This is a genomic window from Desulfomicrobium macestii (genome assembly GCF_014873765.1).
Taxonomy (GTDB): Bacteria; Desulfobacterota; Desulfovibrionia; order Desulfovibrionales; family Desulfomicrobiaceae; genus Desulfomicrobium; species Desulfomicrobium macestii.
The window spans coordinates 85,635-104,633 of sequence record NZ_JADBGG010000016.1; the positions used below are offsets into that span (position 1 = coordinate 85,635).

The window sequence follows — 18,999 nt, forward strand, 5'->3', positions numbered from 1 at the left end:
ACCAGCCTCCGGCCTACAAGCCGTGACGTTTGATCTTGCGCCACAGGGAGGCCCGGTCGATGCCCAGCAGCTTGGCGGCAAGGGTGCGATTGTCCGCCGCATGCTCCAAAGTCCATCGGATCTGCTCCCGCTCGCACTCTTCCAGGGTCATGGGCTGCCTGTCTCCCGCCCGGCTGACATGCAGCGAAACTTCGCGCAGCTCCGGCGAGAGATGCGCCGGACGGATCTCGTCACCGTTGCAGAAGACCACGGCCCGCTCGATGACGTTCTGCAGCTCGCGGACATTGCCCGGAAAGGCGTAACGGCCGAGGATATCCATGACCTCGTCGGAGATGCCCGGCGCGGGCCGATCCGTCTCCCGGCTGGCCTTCTCCGCGAAATAGCGCGCCAGCAGGGGCAGATCCTCGCGCCGCTGCACCAGCGGCGGCATGCTCAGCACCAGCACGTTCAGGCGAAAATACAGATCCTGGCGAAAGCGGCCCGTCTCGACCTCGGTCTTCAAATCCTTGTTGGTCGCGGCCACGAGGCGCACGTCCACAGGAATGTCGGCGGTGCCGCCCACCCGTCGGATGCACCGCTCCTGCACGGCGCGCAGAAGCTTGACCTGCATGGCCAGCGACATCTCCCCTACCTCGTCGAGAAAAAGCGTGCCGCCTTCGACCGCCTCGAAGAGGCCCTTCTTCTGCCGGGTGGCCCCGGAAAAAGCGCCCTGTTCATGTCCGAAAAGCTCGCTTTCGAGCAACTCCTCGTTGAACGCGCCGCAGTTGATGGCCAGAAAGCGGGCCTCGGAGCGTCGGCTGAAGAGGTGTACCATGCGCGCCGCCACCTCCTTGCCCGTTCCGGTCTCGCCCAGGATCAGCACCGTCACGTCCGAAGGCGCGACCTGCGCGATGGTCCGCTTGAGTTCGACCATGCACGGGGCCGCGCCGAGCATGGGAACGGGCAGGGTCCGTTCGCGCAGCTGTTCGCGCAAACGCGCCACCTCCAGCCTGAGTCTGCGTTTTTCCAGCGCCTTGTGCACCAGCAACCTGGCCTCGTCGATGCGGTACGGCTTGGCCAGATAGTCGTACGCTCCGGCCCGCATGGCCTCCACGGCCGTATCCACCGTGGGGTAGCCGGTGATTACCACGACCTCGACATCGGGATGACGGGACTTGACCTCCCGCAGAAGGGCCAGGCCGTCCATCCCTTCCATCATCAGGTCTGTCAGGACCATGTCGAAGTCCGAGTCCTGCAACAGGCCAAGCGCTTCGGTCCCGCCGGACGCGGTCACGGTCTCATGCCCTTGCCGCGCCAGCGCCAGCGCCAGATTGTCGCGCGAGATCGGCTCGTCGTCGACCACCAGAATCCTGGCCGGCGGGGGCGTTGACGGCCCGGAAACGCGGCTGCGGACATCCTGGGCGCTCACGATGCCCCCGATGTGTTGCCGCCGAGGGGCAGGTGCAAGGTGAACGTGGTGCCTTCTCCGACTTGACTCTCCACGCTGATGGTGCCCCCGTGTTTCTTGATGATGCCGAACACCACCGACAGGCCAAGGCCCGTGCCCGTATCCTTGAGCGTGAAGAAGGGATCGAAGATGCGCCCCAGATGTTCCGGCGAGATACCCGCGCCGGTATCGGTCACTTGCAGCACCGCCTCCCCCGACCCGGGGTCGGACCTTGCGGAGAGGGAGATCACTCCGGGAGGGCTTATGGCGTGGATGGCGTTTATCATCAGGTTCAAAAGCACCTCCTGAAAGCGCTGGCTGTCGAGGGGAAGTTCGATATGTTCCGGGATCTCGGTCAGAATGCGCACCCCCGACGGCACTTCGCTTGAAACCAGTGTCACAGCCCGCTGCACGACCGCATGCAGCGGCACGGGCTTGAGGCAGAATTCCGTTTCCCGGGCGAACTCGAGGAGCCCTTTGACAATATCACGCGAGCGACTGACTTCCTGATAGATGTTGTCGAGCATCTGCCTGGTCAGCGCAGGATCGACGGGCAGGGCCGCCTCCAGGTCTTCCTGCAGGATCTGGCAGGAGGTGGAGATGTTGTTGAGCGGATTGTTGAGCTGATGGGCGATGCCCGAGGTCAGGACGCCGAGCGAGGCCAGCTTTTTTTCCTGCAGGAGCTGGTTCTGCCTGCGCTCAAGCTCTTCGATCATGTGGTTGAAGGCCTGCACCACGCCTCGCGTTTCGTCGCTGGTTTCCGGCAGGGGCAGAGGCTTGAAATCGCCCTGCACGATCCGGCGCGCGGAGTGCTCGATGATGCCAAGCGCGCCGAAAATCCTCCTCCCGACCAGCCAGGAAAAAAATATGGCGACGCCCGTGAAGGTGCCGATGGCCAGAGCCAGCTGATGCTTGAGGGTGACGACTATTCCCAGGATCATCGCCCGCTGGGTGGAGACGAACTGGTGCACCAGGTCCACCAGCTCCTTGCCCTGGTCGCGCAGGCGAGGATCGAGGGCCGAGGCCTGGACCATGTCAGTCGCGGTGCCGACGCCGTTCAGCCTGGCGAAAGTCTCCTTGTAGGAACTCAGGTCCCGCCGCAGCTTGAGCAGGGTCTCCCGCCCCTGCCTGTCGGAACTGGTCACGCCCCCCTGAGGGCTCTCGATCCGGTCTATGGTGGCCAGGGCGCGGTCGCAGTAGCGTAGCGTCTCCGCATAGTCTTCCTCAGCCATGTAAAGGAGATAATTCTTCTCGTAGCGACGGATCTCCAGGATATCGCTGCTCAGGTCGTCGACGACCTCGGCCAGGGACAACGTCTCCTCGATCTGCAGCAGGTATTCGTAGGAGATGCCGCCCAGCACGGAAAATCCGAGAATGCTCAGAATCATCCCGAAGAGGATGATGCGCCGGATCTTGCCGCTGGCGAAGCGGGAGATCATTCCGTACATGCCGCGTCCTCCTGCCCGGTCAGGGCCACCGCCAGGGCCTGCTCGACCCGTTCCACCAGCACCACCGGCGGCAGGTCCGCGACACTTTCGCGCAGGGCCTCGACATCGGCCGCGTTGGCCACGGGGAGCACGACCATGGCCGCCCGGCCGCGCAAGGCGGCCAGAATCTTCTCGCGCACCCCGCTGACGGGCAGCACCCGGCCAACCAGGGACAGCTCTCCGGAAAGGGCGACGTCCGAGCGTGCCGGACGGCCCGTCAAAAGGGAGACCAGGGCCACGGCGATGGTCAGCCCGGCGGAAGGGCCATCCTTGGCGATGCCCCCGGCCGGGATGTGGATGTGGATGTCGTGCCCCTCGAAAAAATCCGGCTCGACGCCAAGCGTCCCCGCGTTGCTGCGGATGAAGCTGAGCGCGATCTGGGCCGACTCCTTGAGCACGCCGCCAAGGGAGCCGGTCAGGATGAGCTGGCCCGGACCCCTCATGCGCGTGGCCTCGACAAAGATGATCTCACCGCCCGTTTCCGACCAGACCAGGCCGGTGGCGGTGCCGACCAGGCCTCCGGCCTTGGCGTCGTCATGGCGAAACCGCGCCGGTCCGAGCAGGACCGCCGCGCCATCGCTTCCCACGGGCGCGGCCACGGCCTCGGCCCCTCCGTCCAGACGCAGCCGGGCCAGCTTGCGGCACAACCGCGCTATCTCGCGCTCAAGGCCCCGCACTCCGGATTCGTTGGTGTACTCGCGGATGATGCGCACCAGGGCCTCGGGGAGAATCGTGGGATACGGACTGGTCAGCCCATGCCCGCGCAACTGGCGCGGCAACAGAAAGCGGGTCGCGATGTCGAGCTTTTCACCCTCGGAATATCCAGAGAACTGCACCACCTCCAGCCGGTCCAGAAGCGGTCCGGCCAGCCGCTCGACCCCGTTGGCCGTGGCGATGAAGAGCACCTCGGACAGGTCGAAGGGCATCTCCAGGTAACGGTCCACGTAGCGCGCGTTCTGTTCCGGATCCAGGATTTCGAGCATGGCCATGGCCGGATCGCCTTTCACGTCCTGGCCGATCTTGTCCATCTCATCGAGCATGAAGACCGGATTGCGCACGCCCACACTCTTGAGCGCCTGGATGATCCGACCGGGCATGGCTCCGACGTAGGTCCGACGGTGGCCGCGCAGCTCGGCCTCGTCGCGCAGATCGGCCAGGGACATGCGATAGAAGCGCCGCCCGAGAGCTTCGGCGATGGCCTTTCCGACCGAGGTCTTGCCCACGCCCGGAGGTCCGACAAAGCAGAGGATCGGCGAACGGTTGGAATAGCGGTGCGTGCGAGAGAGCAGCGCCGAACGCACCGCTTCCCGCAATTCACCCAGATCTATGGGTTTTGAAAGATAATGCACGGCCCCGGTCTTTAAGGCCTGCACAGCGGTGTCCACCGTGGCGTATCCCGTGACCAGAATGAATTTCGTCTCCGGAGCCACGGCCCTGGCCGCTTCAAGGAGCTGCATGCCGTCCATGCGGTCCATCTTCAGATCCGTGACGATGCAATCGAATTCCTGGCGGGCAAGAAGGGCCATGGCCTCTTCGCCGTTGGCCGCGACCTCCACCGCGTAGCCTTCCCGCGCCAGCACATGGCGCAGGTTGGAGCGGGCAATGGGCTCGTCGTCGACGATGAGCAGCGAGGCCTGCCGCTTGGAATGCAGCACTCTCGACGCCAGATGCTCAAGCACACGCTCCCGGACCTGCCCCAGACCCGCATGACTTCCGTCGAAGACTTCCGCGGCCTGCCCCAGGTCCAGATTGTCCTGGGTCACGGCGTTCCACGGCAACGAAAGAAGGGTCTCCACATAATTGAGCCCGATGGAGTATTCCGCCACCGCCGCATCGGTCTTCTCCATGCGGCTGATTTCGGATTCGACGGCGATGCCCACGGCCTCGGGCAGCTCCGCCTGGCGACATTTCTCCCGTAATCCCGTCGGGTCCGCCGGTGGTACCGGAGCTTCAAGTTCCTGTTTGCGAAAAAACATCATCCCATCCCCTGCGCCCAGTCCGCTTCATTTCAGCTCTTTGTTGCAGATTGCAACAGCGCTGCAAACTGCATCAACCCCGGCAACTGGACCTTGTTATGGTTTTCACGATCAGGCGCTGCAATATGCAACACTGCACGAAATCCAACCCCTCATCCACTTCAAATTAAAATCAATAATTCAGAATAGATATAAAAAAATCAAACATGGCACGAGCCTTGTTTAGGCTGTCGCAACACATTTAACACGAGGTTAGCAAAATGAGCACCATCCGTGAAACCATCGAAACGAACTACGCGGCCACAGCTTTTGCAGAACGCAACCTGAGCGAAGACGCCAAACTCCTGCTCAAATCAGACGGGCCGCAGCCCAAGGCTCGGGCCAAAGAGGTCAAGAGCTCCGAAAAACGCCCCCGCACGACCTTGCAGGCACGCTAGGCCATCACAGCAACGATCAGGAGCAAACACATGCCGCGCAATTGGTTACGAAATTCGATGCAGACAGGCGCCCCGTCACTGCGCAGGGCCCGGTCCGTTCAGGACCGCCTGGCTGATTACAGCGAGGCGGTCGCCCTGGCCGAGGCCGGAGAGCAGATGCTCGCCGCCGATGTGGTCACCCCGCCCGCGACCGGGCGCAGACGCATCCTGGTCATCGGACATGGCTGCTCCTTTTCCCCTCGCCTACGGGAATACGCCTTGAGCGTGGCCGAAAGGATGGGGAGCGACCTTTTGCTCCTGAGTATCGGCATGCGTAGCGCCGACCAGAAATGGCGGGATTCCTTTACGCAAATGTCCTCTCAGGCAGCCTCCTCCTGGTCCGAAAGCGCGACGCGGATGAACCTGCACGTCGCTCACGAAGTCAGATTCGGCGGCATCGAAGAGGCTGTCAGCGAACTCGTGCGCGCCTGCGGCAGAATCGAGTTCATCCTGAGCGAACCCGAGGAAGGCGAACAGGTCGTAGGCCAGACCGGTCTGGCCCTGTTCACGGTAAAGTGATGCGGACTCACACCTGCGATCTCATTCCCGCTCCCACGCAAATCCGGAGCACTTCCGCCAGGGACCGCACCTTGACGGCGAAGGAGGCAAAATGGGCACCCTTGTACTGAGAATGGTTCCATTTTTCGGCTGGATCAAAACGTATTCCACCGAAAATCTCAAAATGGACTTCATGGCCGGCCTGACCGTGGCCCTGGTGCTCATTCCGCAGAGCATGGCCTACGCCCAACTCGCCGGGCTGCCTCCGTACTACGGACTCTACGCTTCCTTCCTGCCGCCCCTCGTCGCCGCGCTGTTCGGCTCCAGCCGTCAGCTCTCCACGGGACCGGTGGCCGTGGTCTCGCTCATGACCGCCGCCAGTCTCGAACCCCTGGCCACGGCGGGCAGCGAAAGCTACATCGCCTACGCCGTGCTTCTGGCCCTGGCCGTGGGCATCTTCCAGCTGTCCCTCGGCGTTTTACGCCTCGGGCTGGTCGTCAACTTCCTCTCCCATCCCGTGGTGGCCGGCTTCACCAATGCGGCGGCCATCATCATCGCCACCAGCCAGCTCTCCAAGATGTTCGGCGTGTCCGTGGACAGCGCCAAGCATCACTACCAGACAATCATCAATGTCGCGCAGGCGGCCATGCATTACACGCACTGGCCGACATTGGCCCTCGGCACCTTCGCCTTTGCACTCATGTATCTGCTGAAGCGCATGACGCCGCGCGTCCCCAACGTGCTGGTGGCCGTGGCCCTGACCACCATCTTCGCCTGGGGCACCGGCTTCGAGCACAACACCACAGTCGGCGTCGCATCCCTGGCCGCGCCCAAGGCCAATGAAGCCATCGACTCCTACAATGCGGCCATGCAGGCCCAACTCGATCTGGCCGCCAGGCGCACGGCCCTGACGGTGGCCATGGAAGAAGCCGAAAAACACAACGAGCGCTTCGCCATGGTCGATGAAGAACATGAACTGCGCCGTCTGTCTCTGGAAATGGACATCGCCAAAAACCAGGCCAGGAACATAAAGGCCTCGCTGCGCGGCATGCTTTTCCAGGGCGTGCCCGGAGCCAACGGCGGCATGAAATTCTATCCTGAAGGCAGCCCCCTGCCCTCGGGGACGGCAAGCGACGGCCGGACATGGCGCATCGGCGTCGGCAATGCGCCTCTTGACCCCATGGCCGTGACCATGATCGGCGGCGGAACCGTGGTTGGCGCGGTGCCCGGCGGTCTGCCCGCCCTGAGCGTCCCGCATTTCGATCTTAAGGTCATGCTCAGGCTTCTCCCGAACGCCGCCATCATCGCCCTGCTCGGATTCATGGAAGCCATCTCCATCGCCAAGGCCATGGCCGCGAAAACCGGCCAGAGCCTGGACCCGAATCAGGAACTCATCGGCCAGGGGCTCGCCAACATTCTGGGCGCCTTCGGCAAAAGCTATCCGGTTTCCGGGTCCTTTTCCCGCTCTGCCGTCAATCTGCAGGCCGGAGCCCTGACCGGATTTTCGAGCGTGTTCACCAGCGCGTTTGTACTCGCGGCGCTGCTCTTTTTCACACCGCTGCTCCACCACCTGCCGCAGTGCACATTGGCCGCGGTGATCATGATGGCCGTCATCGGGCTCATCCAGCCCGCGGGCTTCCTGCACTCCTGGAAGGTCGCAAAATACGACGGCGCCATCTCCATCATCACCTTTCTGGCCACCCTGGCCTTCGCTCCGCATCTGGACAAGGGCATCATGATCGGCGTGGTCCTGTCCCTTGGCGTATTCCTGTACCGCAACATGCGCCCCTCGGTCAGCTCCCTGGCCCGAACCGAGCAGGGGGAACTGCGCGACGCGACCCGCTTCGGACTGGACCTGTGCACGCACGTGGACATGGTCCGCTTCAACGGCCCCCTGTTTTTCGCCAATGCCAGCTTTTTGGACGAGGCCATCACCAGCCGTCTGCTTTCCAAGAAGCGCCTCAAGCACATCGTGCTGGTGGCCAAGGGCATCAATGACATGGATGCCTCCGGGGAAGAGGCGCTGGGCCTGGTCATCGAGCGCTGCCGAAGCCGGGGAGTGGATATTTCCCTGGCGGGAGTCAACGACACGGTCATGGCCATCATGGACCGTAGCGGGCTCTTGGACAAGATCGGCCGGGACCACATTTACACCAACATGGAAAAGGCGCTGTGCACGGTCCACGCCGGAGCTCATTGCGGCAGCGATGAAGCCCGGTGTCCCCTGACCACGGCCTGTCAACTCTCCTCGCGGCCGTCAGTTCAGCAGACACGTGCTCACGCATATGCCGCGGCAGGAGCTACCCGGAATGGACGACCGTAGGATTCCCCTCACAACACACCCGCTGCAAGCGGTAAACAACAACATGGAGAATACAATGGCCACATCTCAATCTAACAAAAAACCCATCGGACGTACCATTCTCTTCGGCGCGCTCACCGCAGCTTTTTACACTGGCTTCTTCACCTACGGAGACAACATCGCCGCGCACTTCGCCCAGGGCTCCTTCTGGGCCGCGGGTCCCATCGCCACGGTTTTTGCCGTTTCGTACCTGCACGGCGAGTTCGCGAGCAACCTGTGGTCCGTGCTCGGCATCGCCGCCATCAGCAAGGATGCCAAAAAGACCGTCGAAGCGACCAAACGTCCGGCCCAGCGCCCTGTTCTCAACGCCTGAACCAACGCATTGCAGGAGACACCACAATGGATATCTTGAGTCTTGATCCCACAAAATTCATCGATCTCAGCACAATGGCAATCATCTTCCTGTTCCTGGTCGGATTCATCGGCGGCCTGGTCAGCGGTTTCATCGGTTCCGGAGGAGCCTTCGTGCTCACTCCCGGCATGATGAGCCTCGGCGTACCCGGCACGGTGGCGGTGGCCAGCAACATGTGTCACAAGTTCCCCAAGGCCCTGGTCGGAGCGATCAAGCGCTTCCGATACGGACAGGTCGACGTGAAAATGGGCCTGATCATGGCCGCCTCGGCCGGCATCGGCGTCCAGATCGGCATCCACATCCAGCGCATCATCCTTGACATGTGGGGGCAGGCCGGTTCCGATCTCTATGTCAGCCTCTCGTTCGTCTTTGTTCTCGTTTTTGTCGGCGGCTACGTCATGAAGGACGCCGTCAAGTGCGCCCGCTGCGGCGGCGTGGAAGAAACCACGGCCCTGGCCACTCGCCTGCAAAAGATCGAGCTGTGGCCCATGATCAATTTCCCGCGTTCGGGCCTGCGCATTTCCCTGTGGTTCACCCTGCCCGTGGGCTTCGCCACCGGCATGCTGGCCGCGACCATCGCCGTCGGCGGGTTCGTGGGCGTACCCGGCATGATCTACGTCATCGGCGTGCCCGGCCTCATGGCCTCTGCCACGGAACTCGTCATCGCCTTCGCCATGGGCCTTGGCGGCTCCATCAACTGGGCCATGCACGGCATGGTCGACATCCGTCTCGTGCTCATCATCCTCGGCGGCTCGCTGCTGGGCGTTCAGCTCGGCGCCATCGGCACCACGTACGTCCGTCCGCACATGATCAAGATGGTCATGGCCACCATCATGCTCATCGTCGCGGTCAGCCGTGGCCTGGCCTTGCCCACGTATCTCGTGAAGCTGGGAGTCATGAACATGGGACCGGACACGCTGAGCCTTCTGAACAAGGTCAGCTTCGCCTCCATGTGCATGGCCCTGCTGATCGGCTCCGGCATCATCCTCGGCAGCATGTGGATTGGCCGCAGAGCACAGCTGGCGGAAGCCGCATAACACCGACTCCGGCTCTCAAAACAGATTCCGAAACGACGAAACCCCGCGCTGCGGGGTTTCGTCGTTTCGCGCTGGTTCAGGAATGCTTGGCGATACGTTAAAGCGGAGGCGGGGTCGGGACCAACCGACTTTTCTTTAAAACCAGGACACCCGCAGGCCAAACACTTTGTCACGATCCTGTCACAATCGCCTCAACATCCTGTAACAAACCCCCTCTAGAAAGACCTCCAGCGCAACAACGCAACCCTGAATTTGAAACATAGCCAAGGAGGCATCCTCATGAACCGTTTTCTGAACAAAGCAATCTTCGCCCTGGCCCTGCTGCTGGTCGGCACCAGCATGGCCCATGCCCGCGATCAGGTCAAAATTTCCGGATCATCCACGGTTTTCCCCTTCTCCAGCTACGTGGCTGAAGAGCTGGGCGCGACCACCAAGTTCCCCGCACCCGTCGTCGAGTCCACCGGTTCCGGCGGAGGCCACAAGCTTTTCGGCGCCGGAATGGGCGTGGGCACCCCCGACATCGCCAACTCCTCCCGCCGCATGAAGGTGAGTGAATTCGAGAATGCCGCCAAGAACGGCGTGACCGACATCACCGAAGCCAAGATCGGCTTCGACGGCATCGCGGTCGCGCAGAACGCAGACAACGAGGCCATGAGCATCTCCCTTGAAGAACTGGCCACCGCAGTGGCCGCCGACATCATGGTCGACGGCAAGCTCGTACCGAACCCCTACAAGATGTGGAACGAAATCAACCCCCAGCTGCCCGCCCGCAAGATCGTCTTCTACGGCCCGCCCACCTCTTCCGGCACCCGTGACGCCTTCGAGGAAATGGTCGTTGAAAAGATCTTCGGCAAGAAGGAAGGTTACGAGAAGGGCTACCACGCGATCCGTCAGGACAACGCCTACGTCCCCGCCGGTGAGAACGACAACCTGATCGTGCAGAAGCTGGCCAAGGACAAGGACGCGTTCGGCATCTTCGGCTACAGCTTTCTGGAAGAAAACGCCGATTCCATCCAGGGCGCGGCCATCAACGGCGTGACCCCGAATCCCGAGTCCGTCGCTTCCGGCCAGTACCCCATCTCCCGCTCCCTGTTCTTCTACGTCAAGAACGCCCACTACGACGCCATCCCCGGCCTGAAGGAATATGTGGAACTGTTCATGAGCGAGAAGATGATCGGCAAGGACGGCCTGCTGAAGTCCATCGGCCTCATCCCGCTGCCCGAGGCAGAGCGCGCCACGGCCCGCGAGAACGTGCTCGCCAAGAAGAAGTTGACCCTCGACGACCTGAAGAAATAGTCTAGCAAGTGAATCCCGCGAAGGGCCGAGCCGTGAACTTACGGCCCCGGCCCTTCGTCGCGCCCGACAACATGCGAGGAACCTCGTGACCACAACCTACCTGGCCCAATATCTTTTTGCCGGACTTTTGCCCCTGGCGCTGTTCGGCTATCTCCTCGGCCGCAGGAAAATCCGGACCCAGCAGGACCCCAATGCCAGATACAAGGCATCGGAAAATCTGTTCGGATGGTTTGCCGTCAGCAAAATGCTCATGCCCGCCGTGCTGATCAGCGTGATCGGCTCGATTCTCGACCTCTTCGATCTGGTCGAAGTGCCCTGGACCATGCTCGCGGCAGCGATCCTGATCCTCGGCGCAGGAGGCATCTGGATCGCGCTGAGGGCCATCCGTCCGAGCCTGCGGGTCCGTACCGCTCTGGAAAAGACCATCACCCGCATTCTGCTGGTGGCGTCGCTCATTTCCATCCTGACGACCATCGGCATCGTCATGTCCATCGTCTTCGAGGCGGTTCATTTTTTTCGCATCGTCAACTTCTGGGACTTCCTGACCGGAACGACCTGGAACCCCGACGCGGCGACCATCGACGACGCCGGCAACATCCAGCCCCTTTTCGGATCGGTGCCCCTTTTCGCGGGCACGTTCATGATCACGGCCATCGCCATGTGCGTGGCCATCCCCGTGGGCCTGATGTCGGCCATCTGCATGTCCGAGTACGCGTCGCTTGCGGTCAGACGGGTGGCCAAGCCCGCTCTTGAGGTCCTGGCCGGCATCCCCACCGTCGTTTACGGTTTTTTCGCGGCCATAACGGTCAGTCCGCTGATCGTGAACCTGGCCGACAAGGTGGGCATAAGCGCCGATTACACCAACGCCCTCAGCCCCGGACTGGTCATGGGCATCATGATCATCCCCCTGGTCTCGTCCCTGTCCGACGACGTGATCAGTTCCGTACCGCAGAGCCTGCGCGAAGGGTCCCTGGCGCTCGGGGCCTATCCTGCCGAAACCATCAAGCGGGTCGTTCTCCCAGCCGCGCTGCCGGGCATTGTCTCGGCCTGTCTCTTGGCCGTGTCCCGCGCCGTCGGGGAAACCATGATCGTGGTCATGGCCGCCGGCCTGCAACCGAATCTGTCCTGGAATCCGCTGGTGGGAATGACCACGGTCAACGTGCGCATCGTCGATGCCCTGACCGGCGATCAGGCCTTTGACAGCCCCGAGACGCTGTCCGCGTTCGGTCTTGGCCTGGTCCTTCTGGTCCTGACCCTGTGCCTGAACATCGTCTCCCTGACAGTCATCCGAAAGTTCCGCCAAAGATACGAATAGGAGCCTCACGTGAGCATGCCCATCGACCCGCGCAGCCTGCGCAAACGCAAAAACTCGGAAAGCCAGTTCAAGGCCCTCTCCTACATGGCCATTTCCGTTGCCGGAATCTTTCTGGTGGTCTTCTTCGCGGACATCATCCGGCAAGGGTACACCGCCTTCATGCAGACCGAGATCCGGGCCAACGTCACCTTTTCCGAGTCGATCCTGGACGACCCCCGGTCCGCCCTGGACAAAAGGCTCGTCCCGCTGGTCAGTCGCGGCGTGACCCGCATTCTGCCCATGCAGCTGCGCGAAAATCCGCAACTGCTGGGCACGACCTCCGAAGTCTGGGTATTGGCCAACGCCGAGGTGGACCAATACATCAAGAACAAGCCCAATCGCCTGAAACCAAAAGAAATAAAGCTGGTGGACGAACTTGTGGCCGAGGGCTCGATCAAGAAGGTCTTCAACGTCGGCTTCTTCACCAACGGCGACTCCAAGCTGGCGGAGATGGCGGGCATCCTGTCCGCGGCCGTGGGGACGATCTATCTTTTGGGCATCACCTTCATCTTCAGCTTCCCGGCGGGAGTCATGGCCGCCATCTACCTGGAAGAATTCGCTCCGGACAACCGGCTGATGCATATCGTCGAGGTCAACATCAACAACCTGGCGGCCATCCCGTCCATCCTTTTCGGCCTTCTGGGCCTGGCGATCTTCATCAACTTCATGGGACTGCCCCGCTCGTCGGCCCTGGTGGGCGGCCTGACCCTTGCGCTCATGACCCTTCCGGTCATCATCATCTCCACCCGCGCGGCCATCCGGGCCATCCCGGACTCCATCCGCGAGGGAGCCCTGGCCCTGGGCGCCACCCACTGGCAGGTGGTCTGGGACCACATCCTGCCGCTGTCCCTGCCGGGCATCCTGACCGGGACCATCATCGGCCTGGCCCGCGCCATCGGCGAGACCGCGCCGCTTCTCATCATCGGCATGGTCGCCTACATCCAGGACATGCCGCGCGGCCTGACCAGCGCGGCCACCGTGCTCCCGGCCCAGATCTACGTGTGGTCATCGGAATCGATACGCGCCTTCACCGAGCGCACGTCCGCGGGCATCATCGTCCTCCTGGTCGTCCTTTTGTCCATGAACGCCCTGGCCATTTTGCTGCGCAACAAATACGAGCGCAAATGGTAAGGCTCCGCCGCCGAAACGCCGCAGGGAAGGACTCCGGTTCTTCCCTTTTTTTTGGCGCAGGCATTCGCGGACAAGCCACCAGTCGCAGGTACCCCGGCGAATCGGCGGCGTTGCCACGGCCAGGCCTTTGGGATAGCCAGCGCGGGTCATGGAGGTCAAAAATGACGACTCTTCCCGAAGACAAAGGGGTCCGGGGCCTTGTCTATCTCTGCCAGACCGGAACGTGCGTGTCCTGCGGCAGCTGCTGCGGGCTCTACAACATGGCGGACCTGTCCCGTGAACGGCTGCACGCCGTCCTCTGCGCGCGGACGGACTCCTTCGCCTCTGTCCCGCGCACCATCGACGGCATCCTCGCCTTTGAGCAGGAGCGCTTGCGCATCGAGGACGCTCCCGCGCCCATAGAGGATTTTCATCATTGCGTCTTTGTGGGTTTGATCCGCGACGAGGGCGAACGGGTGGGCTGCCTGCTGCATCCCCTGGCTCTCGGGAACAATGGAATTGATTGGCGGGGGCTGAGTTTTTACGGCGGCGCGGCCTGCAAATACTTCTTCTGCCCAAGTTATGACGAGCTTGAAGCCAGAATCAAGCGCATGGCGCGCGAGGTGCTGGATGACTGGTATGAATACGGCCTGATCATTCCGGAACATCGCTTTCTGGCCGCGATGGTGGACGCCGTCGAAAGCCGCCTGGGCTTTGCCCTGGACGCGGACGCCCTCACCGAAGACGGGAAAAAAGCCCTGGCTGATCTGCTGCGGCTCAAATTGAACTGGCCATTCCGCGACGAGAAGACGCCTCCGGCCTGGAATTTTTTCAGCACAAAAGACACCAAAAGACCGGTCCTGATCACGAGCAAGCACGTTCAAGACCCGCAACTGCTCGGCATCATGCACGAACTGGACACCCGCCCCGAGCACGCCGCTTGCGCTCAAAAATTGTTGATCGAACACCTCGAACGGGCGGCCAGGATACTGCGCGCCAAATGAAAGGACCGGCGCTTGGGCCGGTCCTTGGGGTGAGCTTTAGCGGTCAGTCCGCCAAGGTCTTTTTCAGTCGACGTGAATGTCGATGGCCTTGGGGCTCGCCTTTGCCGTTTTGGGCAGATGCAGGTGCAGCATGCCATCCTTGAACACCGCCTTGATGCCTTCCGGGTCGACATTCTCCGGCACGGTGAAACGGCGCATGAAGGTTCCGGTGAATCGTTCCACGCGGTGGAACTTCTTGTCCTTTTCCTCCTTCTCTGTCTTGCGCTCACCCTGAATGGTCAAAACTCCGTTCTCAAGCGACACCTTTACATGGTCCTTCTCCACGCCGGGAATATCGGCCTTGATCAAAAACTCCGTTTCGGTCTCGGCAATATCCACCCGCGGGGTCCAGTCACTCGACGCAAGGGCCTCCTGCCCTCCGCGCGGCCATCCTACGGCCTTGGTGTACCGATCGAACATGTCCTCAATTTCCCGCCAGGGATCCCATTTCATCAGTGTCATGGCCAACCTCCTTCCGTGACCAGCTTAAAAGAATTCCACGGCCCGGACGTTCCCGGGACGTATGAAAAATAAAGCGCGGTCGCGGTCAGTCAAGGGCGCAGAAGCCCCCGTAGGGCGGGCTCTGCGGGAAGGTATCATTGCATTCACGGGGATGGCGCCGGACAACATGCCAAAGTTACATCGCTATTGCGAAGGCGCGTGGCCAAATCCCGACAGGAAATGAATTTGAAATTTCAGATTCTTATTGTCACGCCTCTGTCCCGGCCAGAAAAGCGGCCAGGGCCAGGGCGTAGAATTTGGAACGCTCGGAGTCCCCGCGCGAAGGCACGACCAGGGGATAGCTGGCTCCGACGACGATACCGGCCATGGGCAATTCCATGAGACTGGTCACGGCTTTGTAGAGCACATTGCCGGTGACGATGTTGGGCGCACAGAGAATGTCCGCGCGGCCGGCCACGGGATGATCCACGCCCTTGGCCAGAGCCTTTTCCCTCGACACCGCGATGTCGAGCGCAAAGGGCCCGCCGACGACGGCGTCACTGAAGATGCCCATGCGGCAGAGCTTGGCCAGGATGTCCGCATCCTTGCTGGAGACCATGTCGTTGTAGGACACCTTTTCCGTGGCCGAGAGCACGGCCACCCTGGGCGGTTCCATGCCCAGCTTCTTGGCCACGGCCACGGCGTTGTTGATGATGTCGATCTTGCGCGTCAGCGACGGCGCGATGTTCACTCCCGCATCGGTGACGATGAGCAGGCGTTCCTCGCGCGGATGCGGAAAGACCCCGATGTGGCTGAGCAACCCGGCGCTGCCGCGCTTGCGGCCGAGCACCGCGCGCAGCAGCACGTCGGTCTTGACCCCGCCCTTCATCAGAAACTGGGCGCGCCCCTCGTGCAGCAGATCAAGGCTGGCCGCCAGGGCCGCCTTGTCGTCCGGCTCGTGCACGCATTCAAAGGCGTCGAAATCTTCCCGGGCCAGCTCCGGCAGGCCGCGCATGCGTTCCACGTCGCCGACAAAGACGGGCTCGGCCAGACCCTGCCGCGAGGCCTCAAGTCCGGCCAGAACGGCGTTGGGTTCCGCGCAGGCGGCGATGACCACGCGCACGGGCGTTTGGCGGGAGCGGACCAGCTCCACCATCCGCTCCAGGGACTGAACCGGCGATACGGGGCCCGCCATCAGCCGTCACCTCGCGACAGCGCGATGAGACCGGTGCGGCTCAGGGACTGGATGCCGTGCGGGGCCAGGGTGCGGATCAGTCCCGCGACCTTGCCCTGGGGCGCGGAAAGCTCGGCGGAGATGGTCTCGTTGCCCATGTCGATGACGTTGGCCCGGAAAACCTCGAAAATCTGGAGAATCCGGCTGACCGTGTCCTTGGTGATGCGCACCTTGATCATGACCAGTTCGCGGTCCATGAGATCCTGCCCCGCAAGGTCCTCCAGACGCATGACAAACTCCAGGGACTCGATTTCGTCGGTCACGGCCCTGATTTTCCCCTCGTCGGGCTCGACGCAGATGATCATACGCGACACGTCCTCACGCTCGGTCTCCCCGCAGGAGATGGAACGGATGTTGATGTCGTGGCGTTGGAAGACCTGGGCCATGGCGGCCAGGACGCCGGGCTTGTTCTGGACCAGGGCGGAGATGGTGTGGCGCATGAACGCCTCCTTGATTGGGGATGGTGCGGTGCCGGAAAGAGTATGTCAGGACCCGGGTTCCGAAGCAAGGTGATACAGGCATCACTGTCTTGGACCGGAGGCTGAAAGACGAAAAGACATGGATCCCCGCCTTCGCGGGGATGACCTTGCCCAAAAACGCACCGACCTCGCGCATGAGCATGGATCCCCGCCTGCGCGGGGATGACACTGTAGCTGGGCGCAGGTCCTTGCAATAACACACTAAGATTCAGCAAAACATCCGCTTAACGGCCACGAAGGTTGGGCCCCATGCCTTGCAGGCCCCTGTAACGCCACGCAGAACTTCAGCACAGCATCCGTGTCATTCCCGCGAAGGCGGGAATCCATGCCTTACTGACCCATGCAAAACCTCTCAAAACTTCAGCACAGCATCCGTGTCATTTCCGCGCAGGCGGGAACCCATGCCTTACTGACCCATGCAAAACCTCGCAAAACTTCAGAACAGCATCCGTGTCATTCCCGCGCAGGCGGGAATCCAAACCTTACTGACCCATGCAAAACCTCGCAAAACTTCAGCACAGCATTCGTATCATTCCCGCGCAGGCGGGAATCCAAACCTTACTGACCCATGCAAAACCTCGCAAAACTTCGGCACAGCATCCGTGTCATTCCCGAGCAGGCGGGAATCCATGCCTTACTGCCCCATGCAAAACCTCGCAAAACTTCAGCACAGCATCCGTGTCATTCCCGCGAAGGCGGGAATCCATGCCTTACTGACCCATGCAAAACCTCGCAAAACTTCGGCACAGCATCCGTGTCATTCCCGCGAAGGCGGGAATCCATGCCTTACTGACCCATGCAAAACCTCGCAAAACTTCAGAACAGCATCCGTGTCATTCCCGCGAAGGCGGGAACCCATGCCTTACTGACCCATGCAAAACCTCGCAAAACTTCAGCACAGCATCCGTGTCATTCCCGCGCAGGCGGGAATCCATGCCTTTTGCCCCTCTTCTCCGCCCGAAATCAGGCGTTCCAGTCCAGGATGACCTTGCCGGACTTGCCCGAGCGCATGACATCGAAGCCCTTCTGGAAGTCCTCGGCGGCGAAGTTGTGGGTGATGACCGGGGACATGTCCAGTCCGCTCTGCAGCATGGCTGTCATCTTGTACCAAGTCTCGAACATTTCGCGGCCGTAGATGCCCTTGAGCTTCAGGCCCTTGAACACGACCTGTCCCCAGTCGATGGCCGTGTCCTCGGGCATGATGCCGAGCAGGGCGATGTGCCCGCCGTGGTTCATCTGCGCGAGCATCTCCCGGAAAGCGTGGGGGTTTCCGGACATCTCAAGACCTACGTCGAAGCCTTCGGACATGTGCAGGTCGGCCATGGTCTCGGCCAGGGACTCGCTGCCGACGTTGACGGCGCGGCTGACGCCCATCTTGCGGGCCAGGTCCAGGCGGTAGTCGTTGACGTCGGTGATGACCACGTGGCGAGCTCCGCAGAACCGGGCTATCCCCGCGGCCATGATGCCGATGGGTCCGGCCCCGGTGATGAGCACGTCCTCGCCGACCAGATCGAAGGACAGGGCGGTGTGCGTGGCGTTGCCGAGCGGGTCGAGCATGGCGGCCACGTCGCCGGAGATGGTGTCGGGGATCTTGAAGGCGTTGACGGCCGGAACGCAGACGTATTCGGCGAAGCAGCCCGGACGGTTGACGCCCACGCCGATGGCGTTGCGGCAGAGATGGCGCTTGCCCGCCTTGCAGTTGCGGCAGTGGCCGCAGGTGATGTGCCCCTCGGCGGAAACCCGGTCGCCGACTTTGAGCCCGCGCACCTCGGAGCCCATGGCCACGATGCGCCCCACAAACTCATGTCCGACGGCCATGGGCACGGGGATGGTCTTGGCCGCCCAGGCGTCCCAGTTGTAGATATGGATGTCGGTGCCGCAGATGGCGGTCTTGCCGACTTTTATCAGGATATCGTTATGGCCGACCTCGGGTACGGGGATCTCTTCCATCCAGATCCCGACTTCGGCCTTGGCCTTTACCAGCGCTTTCATTTTTTCCATTTTATTATCCTCGTATGTTCTGAAATTTTTTGCGCAATGTTTTACAAATCTTGAAGATGGATTCCCGCCTGCACGGAAATGACGCCGGGGCAACGCCCTCGTGACGCCGGAAATGCCCCTACTGCTTCATTAACAGGCAACCATGCTTTCATGCCTTTTCGGTCAGCGCTCAAGGCTTTGCGGGTTGGCGGGACGGCGGGGCGTCGACTGTCTGACTGAGCCAGGCATCGTTTGTTGCATTGTCGCCCATCACTCGAAGTCAAAGCCTGCGTTCGACAGCAGCGACAATGCAACTCTACGAGGCCGACGAAGGAGTTTCGGCGGCCCGCCGTCTGGACTGCCTTAAGGATGACGGACACGGCTTGAGAGGTTATCTTCCGCTCATGAGGAGACACACATGGGAAGATCAGCCAAGTATTCAAAAGAA

The 18,999-nt window shown here is 61.8% G+C and carries 16 protein-coding genes; 9 read left to right on the forward strand and 7 right to left on the reverse strand.

Going from position 1 to position 18,999, the window contains the following annotated elements; translation table 11 throughout:
• Nucleotides 1-13: 13 nt before the first annotated feature.
• The 3 genes from H4684_RS11595 to H4684_RS11605 are packed head-to-tail and all read right to left on the reverse strand — an operon-like array spanning nt 14 to nt 4,892.
• Nucleotides 14-1,408: a sigma-54-dependent transcriptional regulator gene (locus tag H4684_RS11595; protein WP_192623851.1), complete on the reverse strand. Its 1,395-nt coding sequence runs from the start codon at nt 1,406-1,408 to the stop codon at nt 14-16.
• Nucleotides 1,405-2,874 (reverse strand): sensor histidine kinase, encoded by a 1,470-nt coding sequence (locus H4684_RS11600; protein WP_192623852.1) that lies wholly within the window; start codon nt 2,872-2,874, stop codon nt 1,405-1,407. Before H4684_RS11600 ends, H4684_RS11595 begins: the two co-directional genes overlap by 4 nt.
• Nucleotides 2,862-4,892, reverse strand: coding sequence for a S16 family serine protease (locus H4684_RS11605; RefSeq protein WP_225940383.1), 2,031 nt, complete (start codon nt 4,890-4,892; stop codon nt 2,862-2,864). The genes H4684_RS11600 and H4684_RS11605 overlap by 13 nt, the downstream gene beginning before the upstream one ends.
• Nucleotides 4,893-5,149: 257 nt before the next feature.
• On the opposite strand from H4684_RS11605, the gene H4684_RS11610 reads away from it, so the two are divergent.
• From H4684_RS11610 to H4684_RS11650, 9 genes are all read left to right on the forward strand, one after another.
• A complete protein-coding gene (locus H4684_RS11610; RefSeq protein WP_192623854.1) occupies nt 5,150-5,326 on the forward strand; it encodes a hypothetical protein in 177 nt (58 codons plus the stop codon).
• 30 nt (nt 5,327-5,356) lie between these two features.
• Nucleotides 5,357-5,884, forward strand: a complete 528-nt coding sequence (locus H4684_RS11615; RefSeq protein ID WP_192623855.1) for a hypothetical protein — start codon at nt 5,357-5,359, stop codon at nt 5,882-5,884.
• A gap of 91 nt (nt 5,885-5,975) precedes the next feature.
• The gene (locus tag H4684_RS11620; RefSeq protein ID WP_192623856.1) at nt 5,976-8,186 is read left to right on the forward strand and encodes a SulP family inorganic anion transporter; all 2,211 of its coding nucleotides are present in this window, start codon (nt 5,976-5,978) and stop codon (nt 8,184-8,186) included.
• 55 nt (nt 8,187-8,241) lie between these two features.
• Entirely contained in the window at nt 8,242-8,538 is a 297-nt protein-coding gene (locus tag H4684_RS11625; protein ID WP_192623857.1) for a hypothetical protein, read from the forward strand.
• Between the two features lie 26 nt (nt 8,539-8,564).
• Nucleotides 8,565-9,614, forward strand: a complete 1,050-nt coding sequence (locus H4684_RS11630) for a sulfite exporter TauE/SafE family protein (RefSeq protein ID WP_192623858.1) — start codon at nt 8,565-8,567, stop codon at nt 9,612-9,614.
• Nucleotides 9,615-9,893: 279 nt separating this feature from the next.
• A complete protein-coding gene (locus H4684_RS11635) occupies nt 9,894-10,910 on the forward strand; it encodes a PstS family phosphate ABC transporter substrate-binding protein (protein WP_192623859.1) in 1,017 nt (338 codons plus the stop codon).
• 85 nt (nt 10,911-10,995) lie between these two features.
• The gene (pstC, locus tag H4684_RS11640; RefSeq protein WP_092190773.1) at nt 10,996-12,225 is read left to right on the forward strand and encodes a phosphate ABC transporter permease subunit PstC; all 1,230 of its coding nucleotides are present in this window, start codon (nt 10,996-10,998) and stop codon (nt 12,223-12,225) included.
• A 15-nt stretch (nt 12,226-12,240) separates the two neighbouring features.
• On the forward strand, nt 12,241-13,395 hold the full coding sequence (gene pstA / locus H4684_RS11645; RefSeq protein WP_092190910.1) for a phosphate ABC transporter permease PstA: 1,155 nt from the start codon (nt 12,241-12,243) through the stop codon (nt 13,393-13,395).
• Nucleotides 13,396-13,556: 161 nt separating this feature from the next.
• Entirely contained in the window at nt 13,557-14,378 is an 822-nt protein-coding gene (locus tag H4684_RS11650) for a hypothetical protein (RefSeq protein WP_192623860.1), read from the forward strand.
• Between the two features lie 63 nt (nt 14,379-14,441).
• Here H4684_RS11650 and H4684_RS11655 read toward each other — a convergent pair whose 3' ends face one another.
• The 4 genes from H4684_RS11655 to tdh form a co-directional block, all read right to left on the reverse strand.
• A complete protein-coding gene (locus H4684_RS11655; RefSeq protein WP_192623861.1) occupies nt 14,442-14,879 on the reverse strand; it encodes an Hsp20/alpha crystallin family protein in 438 nt (145 codons plus the stop codon).
• Between the two features lie 247 nt (nt 14,880-15,126).
• Nucleotides 15,127-16,053 carry a phosphate acyltransferase gene (locus H4684_RS11660; protein WP_192623862.1) on the reverse strand — a complete coding sequence of 309 codons (927 nt, stop codon included), beginning with the start codon at nt 16,051-16,053 and terminating at the stop codon, nt 15,127-15,129.
• Nucleotides 16,053-16,532, reverse strand: coding sequence for an acetolactate synthase small subunit (gene ilvN / locus H4684_RS11665; RefSeq protein ID WP_092190765.1), 480 nt, complete (start codon nt 16,530-16,532; stop codon nt 16,053-16,055). The genes H4684_RS11660 and ilvN overlap by 1 nt, the downstream gene beginning before the upstream one ends.
• Nucleotides 16,533-17,534: 1,002 nt before the next feature.
• On the reverse strand, nt 17,535-18,572 hold the full coding sequence (gene tdh / locus H4684_RS11670) for an L-threonine 3-dehydrogenase (RefSeq protein WP_225940384.1): 1,038 nt from the start codon (nt 18,570-18,572) through the stop codon (nt 17,535-17,537).
• Between the last annotated feature and the right edge of the window lie 427 nt (nt 18,573-18,999).